Here is a 24,284-nt window from a genome sequence, read left to right as displayed (position 1 = left end):
AATTGAAGTATTCGTGGCTGGTCCCTGAATTGCAAGACGGGGGCAGTGAGCGAAGGAGACGAGCCATGACAGAAACGCAGGCCATCTGGATCAAGGATCCGCTCGGCATTTTCGCCGAGGGCGCCGAGCGCGGCATTGTCGTTCGGGGCGGTCGGATTGTCGAACTGGTACCTGCCGGTGGTACGCCCGCGACGGTCGATATCGCGACCTATGATGCCAGCGCCCATGTGGTGCTGCCAGGGCTGATCAATACGCATCACCATTTCTATCAGACGCTCACGCGCGCCTTGCCGGCGGCTCTGGACCGCGAGCTGTTTCCATGGCTGCAGGCGCTCTATCCGGTCTGGGCGCGGCTGACGCCGGAAAATCTCCATCTCGGCGTCAGCGTGGCGATGGCGGAATTGCTGCTGTCGGGCTGCACCACGACCACGGATCACCACTATGTGTTTCCTGCCGGCCTTGAACAGTCCGTCGATATCGAAGTGGCGGTGGCGCAGCGGCTCGGCATGCGCGTGCTGCTGACGCGGGGATCGATGAACCGCTCGGTGAAGGACGGCGGATTGCCGCCGGACAGCGTGGTGCAGGACGAAGACACGATCCTGGCCGACAGCGAACGTGTGGTGGCGACATTCCATCAGCGCGGCGAGGACGCCATGGTGCAGATCGCGCTCGCGCCGTGCTCGCCGTTTTCGGTCACGACATCGCTGATGGCGAGCACTGCGGCACTGGCCGACAAGCTCGACGTCCGCCTGCATACGCATCTCGGCGAGACCGAAGACGAGAACCGCTATTGCGAGGAGATCTATGGCTGTCGTCCGCTGGATTATCTGGAACAAACCGGCTGGCTGAACAGGCGCACCTGGCTGGCCCATGGCATCCATTTCAATGGGGCGGAGATGCTGCGGCTCGGCAAGGCCGGCACCACCATCAGTCATTGCTCCTGCAGCAACCAATTGCTGGCCTCCGGCTGCTGCCCGGTCTGCGAGATGGAGGACGCGGGCGTCGGTATCGGCCTCGGCGTCGATGGCTCCGCGTCGAATGACGGATCGAATCTGATTCAGGAAGTGCGTGCCGCATTTCTGCTACAGCGGGCGCGTTACGGCGTCGGGCGTGTCAGCCACAAGGACGCATTGCGCTGGGCGACGAAGGGCTCGGCGGCTTGTGTGGGACGGCCCGAGCTCGGCGAGATCGCGGTCGGCAAGATGGCCGATCTCGCATTGTTCAAGCTGGACGAGCTGCGCTTCTCCGGCCATGGCGATCCCCTGGCGGCGCTGGTGCTGTGCGGTGCGCATCGCGCGGATCGGGTGATGGTGGGCGGTGCGTGGCGCGTCATCGACGGCGCGATCCCGGGGCTGGACGTCGGCGATCTGATCCGCCGGCATAGTGCTGCGGCGAAGGCGATGCAGACGGGGTAGCTGTTGTGGTTGTCACCAGCCCCTCGGTCGTCATGGCCGGGACAAGCCCGGCCATGACGGAGTCGCCTACTTCCCCGGGATCTTGTCGTCGATGCCCTTCACATAGAAGTTCATGCCGAGCACCTGGCCGGGGTCCAGCGCGTCGCCGCCCTTGCATTCCACTTCCTTGCCGTCCTGACCCAACACCGGGCATTTGAACGGCTTCAGCGTGCCGGCGATGATGGCGGCTTCGGTGTCCATGGCCATCTTCTTCACGTCGTCCGGCATGTTGGTATAGGGCGCCATCACGACCATCTTCTCCTTCAGGCCGGCCCAGGTGTCTTCCGACTTCCAGGTGCCGTCGAGCGCTGCCTTGACGCGTTCCACGTAATAGGGACCCCAGTTGTTGGTGACGGCTGTGAGCTGCGTCTTCGGGCCGAACTTGATCATGTCGGAGTCCTGGCCGAAGGCGAGGGCGCCGCGTTCGGATGCGACCTGCATGGCGGCCGGCGAGTCCGTGTGCTGCATGATCACGTCGGCGCCCTGATCGAGCAGCGCCTTGGCGGCATCGGCTTCCTTGCCGGGATCGAACCAGGTGTTGACCCAGATGATCTTGATCTTGATATCCGGATTGATCTTCTGCGCCGCCAGCATGGTGGCATTGATGCCGGAGATGACTTCCGGGATCGGGAATGAACCGATATAGCCCAGCACGCCCTTCTTCGACATCTTGGCGGCGATCTGGCCCTGGATGTAGCGGCCCTCGAAGAAGCGGCCGGAATAGCTCGACATGTTCTTGTCGCGCTTGAAGCCGGTGGCGTGTTCGAACATCACCTTGGGATGGCGCTTGGCGACCTTCAGCGTCGGGTCCATATAGCCGAACGACGTGGTGAAGATCAGCTGGTTGCCGGCACGCGCGAGCTGTTCGATGGAGCGCTCGGAGTCAGGGCCTTCGCTGACATTTTCGAGATAGGTGGTCTCGATCTTGTCGCCGAATTCCTTGATGAGCATCTGGCGGCCGACTTCATGCTGATAGGTCCAGCCGAAATCGCCGACGGGACCGATATAGACGAAGCCGACTTTCAGCTTGTCGGCAGCGACGGCTGCACCCAATCCGAGGCCGGTGGCCAGCAGCATGGCGGCCGCTGCAAGTGCTTTCCTGTTCATACGCGTCTCCTGTCTGTCGAAAGATGTTCTGTCGTGCGTCGTCGAATGTGTTAGCGGTCAGGTACGAACACGGTGCCGAGTGCAGCTGGCGCCGTGGAGCCGCCGCTGCGGGTGCGCGAGATCAGCACCAGCACGACGACCGTTGCGAGATAGGGCAGTGCGGACATCAGTTGCGAGGGCACGCCGACGCCCCAGCCCTGCGCATGCAGTTGCAAGATCGATACCGCGCCGAACAGATAGGCGCCGATGACCAGTCGGCCCGGCAGCCATGAAGCGAACACCACCAGCGCCAGCGCGATCCAGCCGCGGCCGGCGGTCATGCCCGGCACGAAGAACGGCGTATAGGCCAGCGGCAGATAGGCGCCGGCCAGACCTGCGCAGCCACCGCCGAACATCACGGCCAGGGTCCGTATCTTCAGCACGGGATAGCCGAGCGCATGCGCCGAGACGTGATTGTCGCCGATGGCGCGCAGGATCAGTCCGGCACGGGTGCGATAGAGGAAGTACCAGATGGCGACGATCAGTGCGATCGAGACATAGACGAAGGCGTCTTCACCGAACAGGATCTTGCCGACGAAGGGGAGCGTGGTCAGGCCGGGAATATACAGACGTGGTGCGGTGGCGATGCGCTCGCCGACGAAGCCGGCGCCGATCAGGCCGGAGACGCCGACGCCCAGGATCGTGAGCGCGAGACCGGTGGCGACCTGATTGACGGCAAGGCCGAGCGCCATCAGCGCGAATACCAGCGACAGCGCGATGCCCGCGAAAATTCCGCACAGCGCTCCAATGAGCGTCGAGCCGGTTGCCCACGCGCCGGCAAAGCCGCAGGCGGCGCCGACGATCATCATGCCTTCGACGCCGAGATTGAGCACCCCGGCGCGCTCCACCAGCAGCTCGCCGGATGCGGCCAGCAGCAGCGGTGTCGACGCCGCGAGGACGGCAAGAATGATGGCCTCAAGCAGCTCCATCGGCGGCCTTTCGCTGCGGCACAATGAGCCTGATCCGGTACAGGATCAGGCTGTCACAGGCGAGCACATAGAACAGCAGGATGCCCTGAAACACCTTGGTGATATCGAGTGGGATCTTCATGGCGATCTGCGCTTGCTCCCCGCCGATAAATGTCAGCGCCAGGAAAAGCCCTGCAATTAGTATTCCAACCGGGTTGAGCCGTCCGAGAAATGCAACGATGATCGCGGTGAAGCCGTAGCCGGGCGAAATGCCGGGCTGCAGATGGCCGACGGGACCGGCGACCTCGATGATCCCCGCGAGGCCCGCCAGCGCGCCCGAGATCGCGAAAGTCAGCAATACGAGCTGGTTCGACGAGAAGCCGCCGAAGCGCGCCGCGCGGGGCGCCGCGCCAACCACGCGGATTTCAAAGCCCTTGATGGTGCGGCCGAGCAGGACAGCGGCGGCAACGACAATCACGAGCGCGATGACCGTGCCGAGATGCAGCCGCCCGCCCTCGAGCAGCAAGGGCACGGTGGCGACCGGATCGAATTCGGCCGTGGTCGGGAAGTTGAAGCCGGCGGGATCGCGCCATGGGCCGCGGACGAGATAGTCGAGCAGCAGGTCGGCCACATAGACCAGCATCAGGCTGACCAGAATTTCACTGGCGCCAAACCGCACCTTGCAGATCGCCGGGATCAACGCATAGAGCGCGCCTGCGATAGCGCCGAGCAACAGCATGGCCGGCAGCACCCAGGCGCCCGCGTCGGTGCCATGGGTCTTCACCGCGAGCCAGCTCCCGGCCACGGCGCCGACCAGGAATTGTCCCTCCGCGCCGATGTTCCAGACATTGGCGAGGTAACAAAGTGAGAGGCCGATGGCGATCATGACCAGCGGCGCGGCTTTCACCGCGAGCTCCTGCAGCGAATAGGCATCGGTGAGCGGCGTGATGAAATAGACGTTGAGCGCGGCGATCGGATTCTTGCCGATGATCACGAACAGGATGCTCATGGTCACGATGGTGAGCCCGATGGCGATGAGCGGCGATACCAGTGCGATGACCGTCGATCGCTCCGCGCGCTTCTCAAGCACCAACTGCATCGGGCACGTCCTTTGGCGTGAGTGCGCTGCCGCCCATCAGCAAGCCCAGCGTTTCCCTGTCCGCGTCTGCCGTCATCAGTGGCTCAGACAGATGACCGTGGAACATCACGGCGATGCGGTCGGCGATTTCCACGAGTTCGTCAAGGTCCTGACTGGTGACGAGGATGGCCGCGCCGGCAGCGGCGAGATCAAGCAGCGCCTGACGGATGACGGCGGCGGCGCCGGCATCGACGCCCCATGTCGGCTGGCTGACCACGAGCACGATGGGATTGCGCAATATCTCGCGGCCGACGATGAATTTCTGCAGGTTGCCGCCGGAGAGGCTGGCGGCTTCCGGATCGCGCTTGGCCTTGCGGACATCGAAACTTTCGGTGGCGCGATCAACGGTCGCGAGGGTCGCCGCCGTATTGATGAAACCGTTGTGCACCATGCCCGATGCGGCATGGCCGGTGAGCAGCGCGTTCTCCGACAGCCGCATGCGCGGTGCCGTGCCGTGGCCGAGGCGTTCCTCAGGCACGAAGGCCGCGCCGAGCTTGCGGCGTGCAGTAATCGACAGATGCCCGGCGGCGTGGCCATCGATGACAATGGTGCCGGGATCCCTGGACAGTCGCTCGCCCGACAGCGCCGCGAAGAACTCGTCCTGTCCGTTGCCGGCGACGCCTGCAATGCCCAGGATTTCGCCGCCCTTGAGTTCAAGCGAGATGTTCTTCAGATGCACGCCGTGCGGTTCGTCGGGCGTGAGGCTGAGATCGTTGACCACGAGCCTTGGCACGGTGGTTTGTCTGTTGGCGGCAGCCTTCACCTGCTTGATCTCGGTACCGACCATCATGCGCGCCAATGACGCGGCAGTTTCCTCGCGCGGCAGACAGGTCGAGATCTTCTTGCCGCCGCGCAGGATGGTCGCGGTGTCGCAGAGCCGCTTCACCTCGTCGAGCTTGTGGCTGATGTAAAGGATCGCGCGACCTTCCGACTTCAGGCGCTCCAGCACGACGAAGAGCTGATCGGCTTCCTGCGGCGTCAGCACGGCGGTGGGCTCGTCGAGGATCAGGAATTTCGGATTTTGCATCAGCACGCGTACGATCTCGATGCGCTGGCGCTCACCGACGGAGAGCTGCCAGACCTCGCGCTTCGGATCGAGCGGCAGACCATATTGCTGCGACACCTGTTCGAGCCGCGCCGACATCGCCTTGAAGGATTCCTTGCCGTCGAGCCCGAGCGCAACGTTCTCGGCGACGGTCAGATTGTCGAACAGCGAGAAATGCTGGAACACCATGCCGATGCCGCGCGCGCGTGCGTCATGCGGGCCGGCAAGCACCATCTTCTCGCCCTGCCAGAGCATCTCGCCCTCGGTCGGCTGGATCAGGCCGTAGATGGTTTTGACCAGCGTGGATTTGCCCGCGCCGTTCTCGCCGAGCAGCGCGTGGATTTCCTGCGGACGGATCGCGATGTCGATGGCGTCATTGGCGAGAAAACTGCCATAGCGCTTGGTCAGACCGATGGTCTGCAGAAGCACTGTTCCCGAACGCGCGTGTCCCGATCCCGAATCCAACATTCGCTACTCACGCGTGAAAAGGATGTTTGCGGCAAGTGTGTGCCGGATTGGAATGCAGCGTAAATCTCGAATAAGCGCCAGCGTCTGCCTTATTTTTGAACTGGATCGCTTTCTTGGGCGATTCCTGTCGATGCGATCATGTGAGGATCGGGTTTTTCATTGATTGAACGACGTTTATTCGACTTTCGCATTGTATACTTGGTCCGAAGTGTTGCAGTTCTGGTACACGTGCAACGAATTCGATATCCGGATTTTCTCGCGTGTCGAGAAGTTGGGCAGTGATTTTCTTGCGCTGCAAACACGAAATCAGGGTGTGAATTCACTGTCGGAGCTTCGCTCGAAAGCCTGCGACAGAACGTCGCGAAATGCCAATCTTTACAGCCTCTAAGGGCGTGTCCCGCATGAGCCGGCATGGTGCCATTTCACCGCTCCGAAAACGCGATGCTTCAAGCATAAAATACTGATTTCGCTAGGCATCCCTGATGAAATCGATGGCAACTACTGGAAAAAGTTGAGGCTTCTCCCCCGGACTGATTGCAACAACTCTCGCGCGAGACGCACGCAATCATTGTCAACAGGTGGGGGTAATTCCAATGGCCAATCGTTTCCGAGCAATCGCAGCCGCGACGTTGCTGTCGCTGACAGCTCTGGTGCCGACAGGCTCGGCAGGCGCCGCCGACATGGCGACCATGCCGGTCAAGGCAAAGCCGATACCGGATCTGCCGTTCTTCCTGCTGATCGATAACCGCTTCACCTATGCCTATCAGTGGGGGGCGGTCGATCCCGGCGTCACCGCCAAGACCACCAAACAGGTCTTTGCGTTTACGCATTTCGACGTCTGGACCTACGGTACCAACTTCTTCAACATCGGTCTCGAAAAGGCTGGCAAGGACAGCCCGGCCAATCCATGCGCCGATCCGCTCCGTCCGATGACCGGGTGCGAAGGCGCGACCGAAATCTACGGGCTCATCCGCAGCACGATTGGCTTCAACGAGGTCTTCAATACCAAGGCCTTCTCGATGGGGCCGCTGCGCAACGTGTCGTTCGTCATCGGTGCGGATGGCAGCACTGAAAACCGGTTCTTCTCCGCATCGAAGCGCGACGTCGTGACCGGTCTGCAGTTTGCCTTCGATCTTCCCTACAAGGGCTTCTTCAACGTCAACCCGCTGCTCTATTACGAATTCGCCAATCGCAGCACGTTCACCCAGTGCGGCTATGCCGGTGCGCCCGGCCAGATTCCCGGCGTGTCCTGTAACATCGATGGCAATCGCCAGTTCAACCCGACCTGGGCCGTTGAACTCAACTACTACATGGATCTCGGCTTCCTGCCGCCAAGCATGGACTATTTCGCGATCAGCGGCCGCGCCGGCTTCTACGGGCCGAAAGGTTCGGAAAACGGCCAGATCATCGGCACGGCAACCAAGATGGAGATCAACGCCGAACCGATCCGTCTGACCTTCGACGCCAGCAAGGCGATCTGGGGACCGAAATACACTCACAATGTCGACGTGTGGGTGGCCTATCGGCTCTGGAGGAACAAGTTCGGCCTGGATGAGAATGCCAGCCTGCCTTGCACCACCTTCGCGCCGGGCTCCTGCCGCGAGGACTCGCTGTATTCGGGCATCACCGTCAAGTTCTGATCCGGCCTGATATCAACACGCAAATGGCGCCGCATGAATTGCGGCGCCATTTTCAGGTCGACACGATCTAGCCCTGCTGTGCCCAGAAATTCTCGTGCTGCGCGGCTGCCTCGTCCTCCAGCAGGGGGCCGACGACCTCGATACTCTTCTGTCCTGCTGCAAACACGTTGCGGCAAGGCAGATCCAGTGTGGGATTTTCCGGATGGTCGCCGGTGATCGTCTTGAGCCTTGCTTCACCGAGCCCGTAAACCAGCCGTCCGATGCCGACCCAATAGATCGCGCCGGCGCACATGGCGCAGGGTTCTGCCGACGAATACAGCGTGAAGGTCTTCAGCTCGGTCTCGTCATAGGCAATCGAGGCCTCCGTGCACAGCAGCCGCTCTGCATGAGCGGTACCGTCATGAGAGGGCATGAAGGCGTTACCGGCCTCCATCAGGACCTTGCCGTGCGCATCGACCAGGATCGCGCCGAACGGATGGTTGCCGCGCTCCATGGCTTTGCGTGCAGCGTCGAAAGAAAGCCTGAGAAGGGCCTCATCCCTGCGCGACGAGTCTTGCTTGGCCATCAGTGGCTCCTGTCGTCCGGGTGTCGAAATCTGCTAGTTTTCCGCGAGGCCAGGCGCGGATTCGCCTTGGCACGCCGGCCGCACTAGTATTTGCGACCTAAATCGTTCAAGTCCCGGCCGGGCCTACGGTCTGAACAAAGAAGCATGATTGCGATGGAAGAGAAAGTCGTCGGAGCTTCCGGCCAATCGCTCGGCAGCGAGATCGTCGAACGCATCAACGCGCTGGCTGCGATTTCGGAAGTGCCAGGCAACATCACGCGAATATTCCTTACGCCGGAACATCGTGCGGCCGCCGAACTGATCATCGGCTGGATGCAGGCAGCCGGTATGCGGGCGCGTGTCGATGCGATCGGCAATGTCTGCGGACGCTATGAAGGCGAGCGGCCCGGTCTGCCATGCCTGATGCTCGGCTCGCATTACGACACCGTGCGCGATGCCGGCCGATGGGACGGGCCGCTCGGGGTCATCACGGCGATTTCCTGCGTCGGCGATCTCAATCGCCGTGGCGTGCGCCTGCCATTCGCCATCGAGATTGCCGCCTTTGCCGACGAGGAGGGCGTGCGCTTCGCCTCCACACTGCTCGGCAGCCGCGCGGTGGCCGGGACTTTTGTCGAGAGCGTGCTCGGCGCCCGCGACAAGGCCGGCATCTCGATGCGCGAGGCGATGATCAGTTTCGGCCTCGATCCCGATCACATCGGCGCCGCGGCGCGCGCGCCGGGCGAATTGCTCGCCTATCTCGAACTGCATATCGAGCAGGGGCCGGTACTCGAAGCGCAGAAGCTTCCGGTGGGTGTCGTGACGGCCATCTCGGGCGCGACGCGTCTTGCAGTCGAGTTGCACGGCATGGCCGGTCATGCCGGCACGGTGCCGATGGCGATGCGGCGCGATGCATTGGTGGGCGCTGCCGAATGTATCGTGGCGATCGAGGAGTTCTGCCAGTCGGATCGCGGCGGTCTTGTCGGCACCGTCGGTTATATCAATGCGATGCCGGGGGCGACCAATGTCATTCCCGGGCTGGTATCGTTCACCATGGATATCCGGTCGCCGAAGGATTCCTATCGCAAGCTCGCCATCACCGACTTGGTGCGCGAGATCGAGTCCATCGCCAAACAGCGCAAGCTCGATCTGCAGATCAACATCACCCATGAGAACCGCACGGTGCCTTGTGCGCCCTGGCTGCAGAAGCAGATCGCCGATGCAATTACGGCCGAAGGCTATCGCGCGTTCGAACTGCCGAGCGGCGCTGGCCATGATGGCATGGCGATGACCGATATTGCCGATGTGGCGATGCTGTTCGTGCGGTGTCGCGGCGGCATCAGCCATAATCCCGCCGAGCATGTCGACGATGCCGATGTTGAAGTCGGTGCGCGGGTGCTGCTGCGCGTGATCGAGAATTTCCAGCCGAAAGCCTGATGCGATGGCAGATTTCCACGGCGTGTTTCCCTATCTGGTCTCGCCGGCCGATGCCGAGGGGCGTATCCGCACCGATGTGCTGGGCCGCCTGTGCGGCGATCTCATCAGCGCGGGCGTGCATGGCCTGACGCCGCTCGGCTCGACCGGCGAATTCGCCTATCTCAACCGCGAGCAGCGCAAGACGGTGGTGCAGACCACCATCGATGCGGCAGGCGGGCGCGTGCCGGTGGTGGCGGGTGTGGCCTCGACCTCGACGGTGGATGCGGTGGCGCAGGCGAAGTCGTATCAGAAGCTTGGTGCCGACGGCATCCTGGCCATTCTCGAAGCGTATTTCCCGCTCAAGGATGCGCAGATCGAATCCTATTTCCGCGCCATCGCGGATGCCGTCGATATTCCGGTGGTGATCTACACCAATCCGCAATTCCAGCGTTCGGATCTGACGCTCGATGTTGTGGCGCGGCTCGCCGAGCATCCGCGCATCCAGTATATCAAGGATGCCTCCACCAATACCGGCCGGCTGCTGTCGATCATCAACCGCTGCGGCGACAAACTGAAAGTGTTTGCCGCCTCGGCGCATATTCCGTCAGCCGTCATGCTGATCGGCGGCGTGGGCTGGATGGCGGGCCCGGCCTGCGTCGTGCCGAAGCAGAGCGTCGAGCTTTACAATCTCTGCAAGGCGCAGCGCTGGGACGAAGCCATGGCGTTGCAGCGGCGGATGTGGCGGCTCAACGAGGCCTTTGCGCGCTATAATCTGGCGGCCTGCATCAAGACGGGCCTCGCGATCCAGGGCTATGAGGTCGGCGATCCCGTGGCCCCGCAACCGGCGCTGACGCCGGACGAGCGCAAGGTGATCGAGGCTGTTTTGCAGAATGTGAGCTGATCGGTTTGTCGGCAGCAGAATGCGCAAACCGGCAGCCCCGGCATGCGCATTCCGTCGCTGAGCCCTGTGCGGCGGGCCTGTTGGCTCACGCGGTATTTCTGGGCTAGAACGGTTCCAGCCAGTTTGCACTTGAAGGACGTCTGATGAACATTCTGCCCGGCAATATGCGCTTCGGCGCGGGTCTTTCTCCCAAGCGTCTCGAAGATCAAAGACTTCTCACCGGGCAGGGCAAATTCATCGACGACAAGCCGGAAGACGGCGCGCTTTGGCTGCATTTGCTGCGTTCGCCGCATGCCCATGCGAAGATCACCGCCATCGACGTCACCGCCGCCAAGGCGATGCCCGGTGTCGAGGCGATCTACACCGGCGCGGATCTCGTGGCCGACGATGTCGGCACGCTGCCGACGCTGCCGATCTTCAAGCGTTCTGACGGCTCGGCAGCGACCTTCCCGCCGCGCCGGCTGCTCGCGCATGAGGTGGTGCGGTTCGCTGGCGAAGCAGTGGCGGCGATTGTCGCCACGTCGCGCGCCGCTGCCCAGCTCGCGGCCGAGGCGATCGACATCAGCTATGACGTCCTGCCTGCGGTGGTCGATCCCGTCGAGGCGATGAAGCCCGGTGCGGCGGTGGTCTGGCCGGAAGCGCCGGACAATATCGTTGCAGCCACCAGCTATGGCGATCCTGCCAAGGTGGAGGCTGCTTTTGCCGCTGCCAAACATACGGTGTCGCTGGACATCGTGAGCCAGCGTCTCGTGCCATCGGCCATGGAGCCGCGCTCGACTATCGCTGAAGTCGACAAGAAGTCCGGCAAGCTGACACTGTACGTACAGTCGCAGACCCCGGCATCGACGCGCGATATTCTTGCCGATGCGGTGCTCAAGCGTCCGAAGGAATCGATCCGCGTGGTGGTGGGCGATATCGGCGGCGGTTTCGGCCAGAAGACGAGCCTGTATCCCGAAGACGGCATCGTCGCCTATGTGGCCGTGAAGCTGAACAAGACGATCCGCTGGCGCGGCGATCGCACCGACGAATTCGTCGGCGGGACGCATGGCCGAGATCTGACCTCGACGGCAGAGCTGGCGCTCGACGCCAAGGGGCGCATCCTGGCCTATCGCGTGCGTTCGCTCGGCGGCACCGGCGCCTATATGTCGGCCACCGCTGTCATCATTCCGCTGGTGCTGGGGCCGTTCGTGCAGACCGGTGTCTACGACCTGCAGAACGTGCATTACGACATCAAGGCCGTCATCACGCATACGGCACCGGTCGGTGCTTATCGCGGCGCCGGCAGGCCGGAAGCCGTGTTCATCATCGAGCGTCTGATGGATGCTGCCGCACGGCAGATGGGCATGGATCCGCGCGCCATCCGCAAGGTGAACTACATCAAGCCGACGCAGTTTCCCTACAAGAACGCCGTCGGCCAGACCTATGACAGCGGCGCCTTCGCGCACATGCTCGACCGCGCCACCGAACTGTCGGACTGGGACGGCTTCGCCGCCCGCAAGAAAGCGGCGAAGAAGAAAGGCCTTCTCTACGGCCGCGGCCTGACCAGCTATATCGAATGGACTGGTGGCCCGGGCACTACCGAGAAGGTCAGTCTGCGCGCCACGGCCAATGGCCGCGTCATCCTGCATTCCGGCACCATGGCGATGGGGCAGGGCTTGCAGACCGCCTATTCGCAGCTCGTCTCTGAAGCCCTTGGCATTGGTATCGACAAGATCGATGTGATCCAGGGCGATACCGATGTGATCGTCGGCATGGGCAGCGTCGGTTCGCGTTCGCTGTTCGTCGGCGGCACCGCGGCGGTGGTGTCGGCCGCCGACATGATCGCCAAGGCGCGCGAGAAGGCGGCCAACATGCTCGAAGCCTCGGTTGAGGACATCGAATATTCCGCAGGTTTCCTCACCGTCGTCGGGACCGACAAGCGCGTTGGCCTGTTCGAGATCGCGAAGGCCGAGGACGGCGAACAGCTCAGCGTCGAGTCCACCGGCGTGGCGGATGGCCCGACCTGGCCGAACGGAACGCATATCTGCGAGGTCGAGATCGATCCGGAGACCGGCATCACCAATGTCGTTCGCTACACCACGGTCGACGATGTCGGCGTGGCGGTGAATCCGATGCTGGTGACCGGCCAGATCCATGGCGGCGTCGCGCAGGGCATCGGCCAGGCGCTGTTCGAGAACGTTCACTACGACGAGGACGGCCAGCTCATCACCGCGAGCTATCAGGACTACTGCATTCCGCGCGCGGGTGACTTGCCGCTCCTGTCAGTGACATTGGATGGCTCGGCACCCTGCGTCACCAATCCGATCGGCTCAAAGGGCTGCGGCGAATCCGGCGCGATCGGTGGTCCGCCCTGCATCGTCAATGGCGTGCTGGATGCGCTGCAGCCGCTGGGCATCACGCAGCTCAATACGCCGTTGTCGCCCGTCAAGGTGTGGGAAGCGATCAGGAGCGCAAGCGCAACGCATGGCTGAGAACCTGCAGGATGGGTGGAGCGTCTTCGCGAAACCCATCATGATCGGGTTCTATGCGATGGGTTTCGCGGAGTTTATCATCGGGCGCGCTTCGCGCGACCCGTTGGCTCTACCCATCTGCGGATAACAAGAAACTTCAACCGGGAGAGAAAACACAATGAAGAGCTTCAAGGTTCTCGAATTCAACGAACCGCTCGGCGAGATCGACGAGCAGACCCCGCAGCCGACCGGCACGCAGGTGCTGATCCGCGTGAAGGCCGCCGGCGTCTGCCATAGCGACCTGCACATCTGGGAAGGCGGTTATGAACTCGGCCACGGCCGCAAGAAGCTGTCGCTGAAGGATCGCGGCATCACGCTGCCGCGCACCATGGGTCACGAGACCGTCGGCGAAGTCATTGCCTTCGGTCCGGACGCGCCGCAGGAAGCCGGCGGCGTCAAGATTGGCGATATCGCACTGGCCTATCCGTGGATCGGCTGCGGCAAATGCGCGGTCTGTCTCGCTGGCGATGAAAATCTCTGCCTCGCGCCGCGCTGCCTCGGCGTGCATTGCGACGGCGGTTACTCCGATCACCTCATGGTGCCGCATCCGCGCTATCTGATCGACCTCAAGGGCATGGATCCGGTCATCGCTGCGCCTTACGCCTGCTCGGGCGTCACCACCTATAGCGCGCTGAAGAAGATCGAGAGCGATCTCGGCAATCCGATCGTGATCTTCGGCGCTGGTGGCCTCGGCCTGATGGCGCTGAGCCTGCTCAAGGCGATGGGAGGCAAGGGTGCGATCGTCGTCGACATCGACGCGAAGAAGCGCGAAGCGGCCATCAAGGCAGGCGCGCTTGCAGCCGTGGACGGCAATGCGCCCGACGCGCTGGCGCAGCTCGCGCAGGCGGCGGGGCAGCCGATCCTGTCGGTGATCGACCTCGTCGGCAACGCGCAGACGACGCAGCTCGGCTTCGACGTGCTCTCCAAGGGCGGCAAGCTGATCATGGTCGGCCTGTTCGGTGGTGGCGCCACCTGGGCGCTGCCGCTGATCGCCATGAAGGCGCTCACCATCCAGGGCAGCTATGTCGGCAATCTCCGCGAGACCAAGGAACTGCTGGAGCTGGTGCGCACCAAGAAGGTGCAGCCGATCCCGACGAGCCCGATGCCGCTCGCAAAGGCCAATGCCGCGCTGAACGACCTGAAGGACGGCAAGCTGGTCGGCCGCGCGATCCTGACGCCGGCGTAAGGTTGAAGCATTCGTCCTGACATAGAGAAGCGGCCTTCGGGCCGCTTCTTTTTTGTCTCGACGGCAATCAGCCCGCCGTCACATCCACAAGCTCTTCGCCATCCAACACGCGCTTCGCCTTGGCATGGTCGAGATCGCCTTCCCATGCGCCGACCACGACGGTGGCAACGCAGTTGCCGATCAGGTTGCCGAGCGCGCGGGCCATGCCGATGAACCAGTCGACCGACAGCACCAGCACGAGGCCGATGGCGGGAATGCTGGGCACGGCATTCAGCGTCGCGGCAAGGATCACGATCGCCGAGCCTGGTACGCCGTGGGCGCCCTTCGACGTCACCAGCGAGACGCCCAGCACCAGCATGAGGTCGCCGAAGGACAGGGGTGTATTCGTGGCCTGCGCGATGAACACCACGGCCAGCGTCAGATAGATCGAGAACGCGTCGAGATTGAACGAGTATCCGGTCGGGATCACGAGGCCGACCACATTGTCCTTGACGCCGAGCCGTTCGAGTTTGCGCATGATCTGGGGCAGCACCGCATCCGATGACGCGGTGGCGAGCACGATGGTGAGCTCCTCGCGCAGATAGTTCAGGAATTTGACGATGTTCAGCCCGGCCAGCGTCATCACGCCGCCGAGTATGGCGAAGACGAAGATCGCCACCGAGACATAGAACAGCACCACCAGCGAGACGAGTTGCTTCAGCGATCCGACGCCATACCGTCCGACGGTATAGGCGACGGCGCCGAGCACACCGATCGGAGCGAGGCGCACGATCAATCCCATGGCGCGGAACAGAACGGTCGACACGGCATCGATGAAACTGGAGATGCGTTCGCCTTTCTCGCCGCCGACCAGCGCCAGGCTGGTACCGAACAGGATGGCGAAGAACAGCACCTGCAGGACGTCATTGCGCGCCAGCGCGTCGAACGAGGTGGTCGGAATGATGTTGAGCAGGAAGCTGCCGATGCCGCCGCCCTGCAGCTTGTGAGCGTTGTCGGCGACCGTCGTGAGGGCCTTGCCGTCGAGCGAGGCCGGATTGATGTTCATGCCGTGGCCCGGGCCGAACAGATAGGCCAGCACCAGGCCAACAATGAGCGCCAGCGTGGTCATGGCCTCGAAATAGATCAGCGCCTTGACGCCAACCCTGCCAACCTTCTTGAGGTCGCCGGCGCCCGCAATGCCATGCACCACCACACAGAACACGATGGGGGCCACAATCATTGAGATGAGTTTGAGGAACGCGTCGCTGAAGACCTTCAGGCCGACCGCGAAGTCCGGTGCGGCGATGCCAAGAACGATGCCGAGCAGCAGGGCGACGAGCACCTGCACGAAGAGCGACTGATAGAGAGGCTTTCGGACTGGCTCGATAGCGGTAATCGTTGCTGTAGACATGGTTCGCTCCCCCTGAGGTTCGCGAATATTCCAGCAAACACCGTGCCACCGCTAGGTGAAGACGCGCAAAACCTCGCCGCGGTTACGGCGAGCTCTTTCGCGTTGGGGGGGATTGAAATCGAGCTGATCGGCGGCCGCGTCGCTCCGGCGGCCACGCGACGATTACTTCTCTTCGTCGGCAATCGCTTCCATCAGGACGACCATCTGGCGCTGGACCGTCTGGCTCTTGATGCGGCTGTAAGCACGAAGCAAGCGGAGGCTGAAAGCGCTATCGAGGAACAGCAGGCTTTCAACTTCGCGGCTCTTGCCATCGCCATCGTAGAAGAAGGTGACCGGCACATCGAGCGCCGTCGCAATCTGCTGAAGACGCGCAGCGCCCACGCGATTGACACCCTTTTCATACTTCTGAACCTGCTGGAAACTGACGCCCAGCTTTTCGCCTAAATCCGCCTGCGAAATTTTCTGCTCAACACGACGCAGACGGATCCTCTTGCCCATCTCAATGTCGGGTTTGCCGGCGCTACGTTGCTTCATTCGTCACCATTCAGCTTGTTTGAATAAGGGAGTTTGGTTTTATTTTCTTGGTTAGAGCTTCTTAGCCCGAGAGCCCTTAAAGCTAACTTTCAAAGGCATCTCTGTTATACACATCGTCATGACGATTGGGATGGCTGAAATCGTCGCGATACTTGAACTGGTCGATACGTAATCGCGAGGTCATCCAATCGTACAAAAAACCTTGCGGTATTCCGTTGCTACTTCACATGGTCTGCAAAACTTCCAACAAACACCGCAACTCAATTTCTATCGACACGCGCCTTGCAGCGGAAGCGAAAGTACAAGTTGGTTATCATGCTATACACATGTGACTTGCCTGACGCACGCAGGATAACTGAGAGTCGTTCGCATTCGTAAGCGGCAAATCTCTGGCATGCAGCATTCCATGCGATTTCCAGCTGCAATTTCGCACTTTACGATCTCCTGTGTAGCACCGGCATGATATCACAATTCCGTGGGTGGTTGTTGCTACGTTCGATGCGCACCGGAAGTTTCATTCCAAATTCTCACTGGGAGAGAATTTCGTTTGATTCGTGCTCGATGTGGTGAATGCCACTGGGGGCCCGGTGGTATGCGCCGACTGTGCAATATTGATCATGTCGTTCGTTACTAAACATTGCTGTCGGTAATCGCGGAGTAGAGCATGGTGCGCAGCTCGCGCCGGATCGGATAGGCGCTCGATGGCAACAGCTGCGTCATGAAGATTGCGATCAGCTGTTCGGCCGGATCTATCAGGAATGCCGTGCTTGCCGCGCCACCCCACGCATACTCACCGGCGCTGCCGGGGATCATGGTCTTGGCCGGATTCATCGTCACCGAAAATCCGAGTCCGAAGCCGATGCCGGCATAGCTTGCTTCACTGAACATCGACTTTGACATTTCGGTGAGATCGCGGCCGCCGGGCAGGTGGTTGCTGGTCATCAATGCGAGGGTCTTTGGGGACAGCAAGCGCACGTTGCCAAGCACGCCGCCATTGAGCAGTGCGCGGCAGAAGGTGAGATAGTCTGACGTCGTCGAGCACAAGCCGCCGCCGCCGGAAATCATCGAGGGTGCGGACAGGAATGAACTCGTCGTGGGATCGTCCTGCAAAGTGAAGCCACCCTTGCCATCAGCGGCGTAGCAGGCCGCGAAGCGATGCGCCTTGTCGGAAGGTACAAAGAAGCCGGTATCAGTCATGCCGAGCGGATCGAAGATGCGCTCCTGTAGAAATTGTTCGAATGGTTTCCCGGCGATCTTCTCTACGAGATAGCCGATCACATCGGTCGAGACCGAATAATTCCACGCGTCGCCTGGCGAGAACTCCAGGGGGATTTTGGCGAGATCTGAAATCATTGACGTCAGCGTACCGGATTTTTCGACCTCGCCGATCTTGAGCGCACGATAGGCGGCATCGACATTGGTGCGCTGCTGGAATCCGTAAGTGAGTCCGGATGTGTGACGCAGCAGGTCGATGATCTGCATCGGACGGACCGGTGGCTTCGTCAGAAATGGTGCCGTCACGCCAGCCTGGAATACGCCGAGATTTGCCCATTCAGGAATATATTTGTGAACGGGTTCATCGAGCGCGACACGTCCTTCCTCCACCAGCATCATGAAGGCGACTGTCGTGATCGGCTTGGTCATCGAATAGATGCGGAAGATCGTATCGCTCTTGACCGGAATCTGTCGTTCGACATCGGCAAAGCCCTGCGCCGTGTTGTGCACGATTTCACCGCGGCGATAGATCAGTAGCCGTGTGCCGGGAAAGCGGCCGGCATCGACATAGCGCTGCTTGAGATGTGCTTCGAGGCGGGCCAGTGCGGCGGTCGACATGCCGACCTGTTCGGGTGATGCAGACGAAGGGCTCAGGCTTTGGGACGACGGCATTGCAACATCACTCCGATGTGTGGACGCGGTTCGTTTCTATGGATGAAAGTCAGTCGCCGTCCATATGTATTTGTAGCATCGCGAGCTTACGCGAAGCTCTGTTTCGTGTATCGTTAAAGCTGCAATTGCTTGGCGTTGCTCAGGATGGAATTATGACCCAATTCAATGACACTGAACTCACTGCGGCCGTCATCCAGAGCTTCGACAAGACGTCCGATCCGCGCACGAAATTCCTGCTGCAAGAACTTGTGAAGTCATTGCACGATTATGTGCGCAAGACCGATCTCACCTTCGGTGAATGGGAAGTGGCGATCGATTTCCTGACCCGCACGGGCCAGAAATGCACGCCGATCCGGCAGGAGTTCATCTTGCTCTCTGACGTGCTGGGTGTCTCGATGCTGGTCGACGCCGTCAATCACAGGGAGCGTGAGGGGGCCACACAGACGACGGTGCTCGGACCGTTCTATGTCGGCGAGCATCCGGTGATGGTGCATGGCGCCGATATCTCTCCGGGCCTCACGGGTGAGCGGATGTTCGTGCAGAGCCGCGTTACCGATCTCGACGGCAAGCCGCTGGCCGGCGTGCCGGTTGATGTTTGGCATGCCGATGATGATGGCTTCTACGACTCGCAGAAGGCCAGCTATGCCACGCAGGGCCCGTCGTCGCGGGCGCGCTTCATCACCGACAGCGATGGCCGGCTGTTTTTTCGCACCATTCTGCCATGCAGCTATCCGATCCCGACCGATGGTCCGGCCGGAGATCTCGTGCTGAAGACGGGGCGTCATCCGATGCGTCCGGCGCATGTGCACTTTCTCGTCGCGGCGCCCGGCTATGAACCGCTGATTACCCACGTCTTCATCGAGGGCGACGAATATCTCGACTCCGATGTCGTGTTCGGCGTGAAGGACGATCTGATCGCCACTGTCGAGAAACGCAACGATGCCTTCATGCCCGATGGTCAGCCTGCCACGGGGCCGTGGCATCTGATGACCTATAATTTCCGGATGAAGCCGGGCGAGGGCACGGTGCCGCAGCCCATGATGCCGGAAAAGGCCGGGGCGTAAGCGATCCCGGCCATCTGTGATCTGCGGTCAGGTCGCGCTCCAGTCGCGTTGCGAGAGTTCCTGCAGCGACTCCAGGAAGAACTGATCGAACAGGAACGGTGTGTCGCCATGCGCGGCCGATGGCGCGATGAGGGTGACCATGGCTAACAGCGCACGGCCGAGTTCGCCGATGCGCTCGGCAAAGGCCTCAAGCCCGTTGCGCTCGGAGCTTTCGACGACGGCGTGGAGTGCGTCTTTGGTCTGTGCGATCTGGTGATCGACATCGTGGACGACACGATCGAGTGCGTCGATATCGACATTCACGGTGACGGCGTTGTCTTTGGCCGGAGTCAGCGCGTCTTCAAGGGCACTCTTTCGGAATATATGAAGTTGCCGCGAGACATCCTCGAAATGACCGAGCGCGGCTGCCGCATTCGCTTCGAGATCGCTTTTGCCCTGAGATAGGATCGCCGCGGCGGATACCACGGCGGCAGCTTTCAGGGTGCTCAGCGCCTTTTGCAGCGACGCGAGGGCGGGGTCGGTGATCACCGGAATGGTCGGCATGAGGCGGTCCGCTCGCAAGAAATTGGAGCCGGTTGATAGCACCGATCCGCCGGCCGGCACGCCTGCGAAGTCAGCAAAATAGTACCTCGTAAGTCACTGCCTATTCCGCGTGCGTCGCACAATAAATAAGCGTCCCGCAAATTTTCGATGCGCGTGGTTCTCGGTGCTGGCTCCGCTGCCTTTAGGTAAGTGGCTGCAATTGATCGAAATTTCCATCTGGCAGCGATTGGCACGAACTTTGAATAGTTCTTAGCGACGCCATTGTAGCCGTCACCATCAATCACCAGCCAGCATTGCCATCATGGGGCCTCCCCCAGACGCGCCGCTATGTCCGTACGCCTTCGACCGAGGTGCGCAGTGACGAGGGGCCGATGACGATGCAGGCGATCCGAGGCGCGAAAGGACGACATCAGCACATGACGAAGTCAGAGACCAACAAGCCAGGCCGTAAGATCAGTCGCCGTCAGCTTCTCAAAGCCGGCGCGGGAACCGCTGCCTTGCTCGCGGCCGCCAAGCTCAACTTCCCCGCCGGTGCCTTCGCGCAGGGCGCTGGCCCCGAAGTGAAGGGCGCCAAGCTGGGCTTCATTGCACTGACGGACGCGTCGCCGCTGTTCGTCGCCAAGGAAAAGGGCATTTTCGCCAAGTACGGCGTGCCGGATACCGAAGTCCTGAAGCAGGCCTCGTGGGGCACCACGCGCGATAACCTCGTGCTCGGCTCCGAAGGCAATGGCATCGATGGCGCACATATCCTGACGCCGATGCCGTACCTGATTTCGGCAGGCAAGGTCACGCAGAACAACGTGCCGACGCCCATGTACATTCTCGCGCGCCTCAATCTGAACGGCCAGTGCATCTCTGTCGGCAAGGAGTACGAGGATCTCAAGGTCGGCCTCGACACCGTTCCCTTCAAGGTCGCGCTGGAGAAGAAGAAGGCGACCGGCAAGTCGGTGAAGGCCGCCATGACCTTCCCGGGTGCACCCACGATCTCTGGATCCGCTACTGGCTCGCCGCCGGCGGCATCGATCCCGACAAGGACATCGAAACCATCGTGGTGCCTCCGGCGCAGATGGTGGCCAACATGAAGGTCGGCACCATGGACGCGTTCTGCGTCTGCGAGCCGTGGAATCTGCAGCTCATTCACCAGAAGATCGGCTACACCGCACTCACTACCGGCGAGCTCTGGGACAAACATCCGGAGAAGTCGTTTGGCATGCGCGCTGCGTTTGTCGACAAGTATCCGAAGGCTGCCAAGGCACTGTTGATGGCCGTCATGGAAGCCCAGCAGTGGTGCGAGAAGCCGGAGAACCGCGAAGAGACCGCGGCGATCTGCGCCAAGCGCCAGTGGATCAATGTGCCGGTGGAGGACGTTACCGATCGTATGAAGGGGAAGTTCGACTACGGCACCGGCCGCGTTGTCGACAACAGCCCGCATCAGATGCGATTCTGGAAGGACAACGCCTCCTACCCGTATCAGAGCCACGATCTCTGGTTCATCACCGAAGACATTCGCTGGGGCAAATATGAAGCCGGTTACGATGCCAAGGCGCTGATCGCGAAGGTCAACCGCGAAGATCTCTGGAAGGATGCCGCAAAGGAGATCGGCGTTGCCGCATCGGATATCCCGACGTCCACGTCACGCGGCAAGGAGACCTTCTTCGATGGCAAGGTGTTCGATCCTGAAAGCCCTGCCGCCTATCTGAAATCGCTCGCCATCAAGCGCGTCGAAGTCTGAGACCTCGATCTCGGACCCGTGCAGGCAAGTCTGAAATGACGGAGATCAGTGCGATGAACATGCAAGTTATCAAGACCGAGCCGGCAACGGCACTGGCGAAGCCGCCGGTGGCCAGCGTCGCACTGGCTCCCAAGCAGGCGCCGAACTACGACAAGTACATCAAGGCAACCAAGGATGCTGCAGCGCGCATTATTCCGCCGCTCATCGTCTTCGCACTGCTGATGGTGTTCTGGGAGTTGGTGTGCCGGCGTGCAGGGTCGACCCTGCCGCCGCCATCCAGGGTCTATCAGGACACCAAGGAGCTGATTTTCGATCCGTTCTTCGATCGCGGCGGCATCGACAAAGGTCTGTTCTGGCATCTCTACGCCAGCCTCAAGCGCGTCGCGCTCGGCTATTCGTTTGCCGCCGTTGCCGGCATTGCGCTGGGCACGTTGGTCGGTCAGTCGGTCTGGGCGATGCGTGGCCTCGACCCCATCTTCCAGGTGCTGCGTACCATTCCGCCGCTGGCCTGGCTGCCACTGTCGCTTGCGGCCTTTCGTGATGGTGAGCCTTCGGCGATCTTCGTGATCTTCATCACCTCGATCTGGCCGATCATCATCAACACGGCTGTCGGTATCCGGAATATTCCGCAGGACTATCGCAACGTCGCCGCTGTCGTGCAGCTCAATCCGCTAGAGTTTTTCTGGAAAGTCATGCTGCCATCCGCAGCGCCTTACATCTTCACCGGTCTGCGCATTGGCATCGGCCTGTCGTGGCTCGCTATCATCGCGGCTGAGATGCTGATCGGCGGCGTCGGCATCGGCTTCTTTATCTGGGACGCCTGGAATTCCTCACATATCAGCGAGATCATTCTGGCGCTGTTCTATGTCGGTATCATCGGCTTCGTGCTCGATCGCATGATCGCCGGGCTCGGCAAGCTCGTCACCCACGGCACGTCTGTCAGCTAAGTTGGTCAGCTAAGGAGAGATACCATGACGCCATATCTGAAGCTCGACCACGTCGACAAGGTCTTCACCCGCGGCAAGGTCTCGTCGGAGGTGTTGAAGGACATCAACCTCAACCTCGGCAAGGGTGAATACGTCTCCATTATCGGCCATTCCGGCTGCGGCAAGTCGACGATGCTCAACATCATCGCCGGCCTGACACGTGCAACGATCGGCGGCGTGATCCTCGAGGATCGCGAAGTCAATTCGCCCGGCCCCGATCGCGCCGTCGTGTTCCAGAACCACAGTCTGCTGCCGTGGCTCACGGTCTATCAGAACGTCCGTCTTGGCGTGGACAAGGTGTTTGCCAAGACCAAGTCCCGTGCCGAGCGCGACGAATGGACGATGCACAATCTCAACCTCGTGCAGATGACGCATGCCAAGGACAAGCGCCCCTCGGAAATCTCCGGCGGCATGAAGCAGCGCGTCGGTATTGCCCGTGCGCTGGCGATGGAGCCGAAGGTGCTGCTGCTCGACGAACCGTTCGGTGCGCTCGACGCACTGACCCGCGCCCATTTGCAGGACTCGGTCATGGCACTGCATCAGAAGCTCGGCAATACCATTGTCATGATCACCCATGACGTGGACGAAGCCGTACTGCTGTCGGACCGCATCGTGATGATGACCAACGGGCCATCAGCGACCATCGGCGAAGTCCTCGACGTGCCACTGCCGCGGCCGCGCCAGCGTCTCGAACTGGCGAGTAACCCGGTCTATCTCGACTGCCGCAAGCGGGTGCTCGAATTCCTGTATGAGCGCCACAAGTTCGTCGAAGCCGCGTAAGCGTCCTATTACGTCTTGACTTCCGAGGGTAAACCGAATGAATGCGGTGGGTGCATTTCGGATAACTTCAGATCATGAGTCGCTCGATAGGCCTGACGCGCGAGGAAGTCATGCGCGTGCAATCCTCATTCGATCAGATGTGGCCGAACTCCTCGGTCATGGTGGATCTGTTCTATGCCCGGCTGTTCGAGACAGTGCCGGAAACGCGCCCGCTGTTTCGCGGCGACATGGCGCAGCTGAAGCACAAGTTCATCGCAACGCTTGCGGTGATCGTCGGCAGCCTCGACAATATCACAGGTCTATTGTCGGTGATCGGCAAGCTCGCGAAAGACCATGTGCATTATGGCGTAGAGGCCGCGCATTACGAGTCTGTCGGCGAGGCACTGTTCTGGAGTCTGGAGCAGGGGCTTGGCGAGCGGTGGACACCCGAGGTCGAAGCCTCGTGGCACAAGGTTTACAATTTCCTCGCGGCGCGCATGATTTCGGCGGCCTATCATTAGAATCACATCGCATTTTTTCGCGCGCTGAACATTTGCTCACGCGGCGCGACACACAAGCTCACCTTCCAACGCAAGGAGAGTTAGCATGAATGCGTCCGACGTCACTCTGGTTCAGGATAGTTTCAAGAAAGTCGCGCCGATTTCCGAAGTGGCTGCGGAATTGTTCTACGGCCGTCTCTTCGAGATTGCCCCGCAAGTGAAGCCGATGTTTCGCGGCGACATGAAGGAGCAGGGGCGCAAATTGATGGCGACGCTTGGCGTCGTCGTTACCGGCCTGACGCGCCTCGAAACCGTATTGCCTGCAGCGAGCGCGCTCGCCAAGCAGCACGTGGCCTATGGCGTGAAGGCTGAGCACTATCCGATCGTTGGCGGTGCGCTGCTGTGGACCTTGGAGAAGGGCCTCGGCGATGCCTGGACGCCCGAACTCGCAGCAGCCTGGACCGCGGCCTATGGCACGCTGTCCGGCTACATGATTTCTGAAGCCTACGGCACTGCACAGGCGGCCGAGTAAGGAT

General features: G+C 61.3%; 20 protein-coding genes and 1 pseudogene. 12 read left to right on the top strand and 9 right to left on the bottom strand.

Annotation, left to right across the window (positions count from 1 at the left end):
* Positions 1-65: 65 nt before the first annotated feature.
* Positions 66-1,415, top strand: coding sequence for an 8-oxoguanine deaminase (locus tag AB8A27_RS17390; protein WP_441242973.1), 1,350 nt, complete (start codon positions 66-68; stop codon positions 1,413-1,415).
* A gap of 66 nt (positions 1,416-1,481) precedes the next feature.
* Here AB8A27_RS17390 and AB8A27_RS17385 read toward each other — a convergent pair whose 3' ends face one another.
* From AB8A27_RS17385 to AB8A27_RS17370, 4 genes are read right to left on the bottom strand one after another with little or no spacing between them, the layout of a single operon-like run.
* Positions 1,482-2,561 (bottom strand): BMP family ABC transporter substrate-binding protein, encoded by a 1,080-nt coding sequence (locus AB8A27_RS17385; RefSeq protein WP_441242972.1) that lies wholly within the window; start codon positions 2,559-2,561, stop codon positions 1,482-1,484.
* A gap of 50 nt (positions 2,562-2,611) precedes the next feature.
* Positions 2,612-3,529, bottom strand: coding sequence for an ABC transporter permease (locus tag AB8A27_RS17380; protein WP_441242971.1), 918 nt, complete (start codon positions 3,527-3,529; stop codon positions 2,612-2,614).
* On the bottom strand, positions 3,516-4,607 hold the full coding sequence (locus AB8A27_RS17375; protein ID WP_441242970.1) for an ABC transporter permease: 1,092 nt from the start codon (positions 4,605-4,607) through the stop codon (positions 3,516-3,518). Before AB8A27_RS17375 ends, AB8A27_RS17380 begins: the two co-directional genes overlap by 14 nt.
* Positions 4,591-6,159: an ABC transporter ATP-binding protein gene (locus AB8A27_RS17370; protein WP_441242969.1), complete on the bottom strand. Its 1,569-nt coding sequence runs from the start codon at positions 6,157-6,159 to the stop codon at positions 4,591-4,593. Before AB8A27_RS17370 ends, AB8A27_RS17375 begins: the two co-directional genes overlap by 17 nt.
* Before the next feature lie 593 nt (positions 6,160-6,752).
* On the opposite strand from AB8A27_RS17370, the gene AB8A27_RS17365 reads away from it, so the two are divergent.
* Positions 6,753-7,799: a hypothetical protein gene (locus tag AB8A27_RS17365; RefSeq protein ID WP_441242968.1), complete on the top strand. Its 1,047-nt coding sequence runs from the start codon at positions 6,753-6,755 to the stop codon at positions 7,797-7,799.
* Between the two features lie 67 nt (positions 7,800-7,866).
* Here the strand turns inward: AB8A27_RS17365 and AB8A27_RS17360 are convergent, their stop codons facing one another.
* Positions 7,867-8,364 carry a nucleoside deaminase gene (locus AB8A27_RS17360; protein WP_441242967.1) on the bottom strand — a complete coding sequence of 166 codons (498 nt, stop codon included), beginning with the start codon at positions 8,362-8,364 and terminating at the stop codon, positions 7,867-7,869.
* Positions 8,365-8,508: 144 nt separating this feature from the next.
* Between AB8A27_RS17360 and AB8A27_RS17355 the strand changes: the two genes are divergently transcribed.
* The 4 genes from AB8A27_RS17355 (at position 8,509) to AB8A27_RS17340 (ending at position 14,353) form a co-directional block, all read left to right on the top strand.
* Complete coding sequence (locus tag AB8A27_RS17355; RefSeq protein WP_441242966.1) at positions 8,509-9,777, top strand: allantoate amidohydrolase; 1,269 nt, start codon at positions 8,509-8,511, stop codon at positions 9,775-9,777.
* 4 nt (positions 9,778-9,781) lie between these two features.
* Positions 9,782-10,657, top strand: coding sequence for a dihydrodipicolinate synthase family protein (locus AB8A27_RS17350; RefSeq protein WP_441242965.1), 876 nt, complete (start codon positions 9,782-9,784; stop codon positions 10,655-10,657).
* Between the two features lie 143 nt (positions 10,658-10,800).
* Complete coding sequence (locus AB8A27_RS17345; protein ID WP_441242964.1) at positions 10,801-13,128, top strand: xanthine dehydrogenase family protein molybdopterin-binding subunit; 2,328 nt, start codon at positions 10,801-10,803, stop codon at positions 13,126-13,128.
* A 157-nt stretch (positions 13,129-13,285) separates the two neighbouring features.
* Complete coding sequence (locus tag AB8A27_RS17340; RefSeq protein ID WP_441242963.1) at positions 13,286-14,353, top strand: alcohol dehydrogenase; 1,068 nt, start codon at positions 13,286-13,288, stop codon at positions 14,351-14,353.
* 67 nt (positions 14,354-14,420) lie between these two features.
* On the opposite strand, the gene AB8A27_RS17335 is transcribed toward AB8A27_RS17340, so the two are convergent.
* From AB8A27_RS17335 to AB8A27_RS17325, 3 genes are all read right to left on the bottom strand, one after another.
* Positions 14,421-15,743, bottom strand: a complete 1,323-nt coding sequence (locus tag AB8A27_RS17335; RefSeq protein ID WP_441242962.1) for a dicarboxylate/amino acid:cation symporter — start codon at positions 15,741-15,743, stop codon at positions 14,421-14,423.
* 162 nt (positions 15,744-15,905) lie between these two features.
* Positions 15,906-16,277: a helix-turn-helix domain-containing protein gene (locus AB8A27_RS17330; protein ID WP_089265251.1), complete on the bottom strand. Its 372-nt coding sequence runs from the start codon at positions 16,275-16,277 to the stop codon at positions 15,906-15,908.
* Positions 16,278-16,907: 630 nt separating this feature from the next.
* Positions 16,908-18,164 (bottom strand): serine hydrolase domain-containing protein, encoded by a 1,257-nt coding sequence (locus tag AB8A27_RS17325; protein ID WP_441242961.1) that lies wholly within the window; start codon positions 18,162-18,164, stop codon positions 16,908-16,910.
* 152 nt (positions 18,165-18,316) lie between these two features.
* Here AB8A27_RS17325 and AB8A27_RS17320 point away from each other — a divergent pair, with 152 nt between their 5' ends.
* Positions 18,317-19,228 (top strand): intradiol ring-cleavage dioxygenase, encoded by a 912-nt coding sequence (locus tag AB8A27_RS17320; RefSeq protein ID WP_441242960.1) that lies wholly within the window; start codon positions 18,317-18,319, stop codon positions 19,226-19,228.
* 27 nt (positions 19,229-19,255) lie between these two features.
* Here the strand turns inward: AB8A27_RS17320 and AB8A27_RS17315 are convergent, their stop codons facing one another.
* On the bottom strand, positions 19,256-19,771 hold the full coding sequence (locus tag AB8A27_RS17315) for a hypothetical protein (RefSeq protein WP_441242959.1): 516 nt from the start codon (positions 19,769-19,771) through the stop codon (positions 19,256-19,258).
* A gap of 416 nt (positions 19,772-20,187) precedes the next feature.
* Here AB8A27_RS17315 and AB8A27_RS17310 point away from each other — a divergent pair.
* The 5 genes and pseudogenes from AB8A27_RS17310 (at position 20,188) to AB8A27_RS17290 (ending at position 24,280) form a co-directional block, all read left to right on the top strand.
* Positions 20,188-21,503: pseudogene (locus AB8A27_RS17310) on the top strand (CmpA/NrtA family ABC transporter substrate-binding protein).
* Positions 21,504-21,556: 53 nt separating this feature from the next.
* Positions 21,557-22,450, top strand: coding sequence for a nitrate ABC transporter permease (gene ntrB, locus AB8A27_RS17305; protein WP_441242958.1), 894 nt, complete (start codon positions 21,557-21,559; stop codon positions 22,448-22,450).
* A 24-nt stretch (positions 22,451-22,474) separates the two neighbouring features.
* Positions 22,475-23,269: an ABC transporter ATP-binding protein gene (locus AB8A27_RS17300; protein ID WP_092146288.1), complete on the top strand. Its 795-nt coding sequence runs from the start codon at positions 22,475-22,477 to the stop codon at positions 23,267-23,269.
* Between the two features lie 74 nt (positions 23,270-23,343).
* On the top strand, positions 23,344-23,769 hold the full coding sequence (locus tag AB8A27_RS17295) for a globin family protein (protein ID WP_115029961.1): 426 nt from the start codon (positions 23,344-23,346) through the stop codon (positions 23,767-23,769).
* Positions 23,770-23,854: 85 nt separating this feature from the next.
* The gene (locus tag AB8A27_RS17290) at positions 23,855-24,280 is read left to right on the top strand and encodes a globin family protein (protein WP_441242957.1); all 426 of its coding nucleotides are present in this window, start codon (positions 23,855-23,857) and stop codon (positions 24,278-24,280) included.
* The last annotated feature ends 4 nt before the right edge of the window (positions 24,281-24,284 follow it).

Origin of the sequence: Tardiphaga sp. 768_D3_N2_1 (assembly GCF_052076105.1) — a bacterium.
Taxonomy (GTDB): Bacteria; Pseudomonadota; Alphaproteobacteria; order Rhizobiales; family Xanthobacteraceae; genus Tardiphaga.
This window is presented reverse-complemented; position numbering and strand designations above follow the sequence as displayed.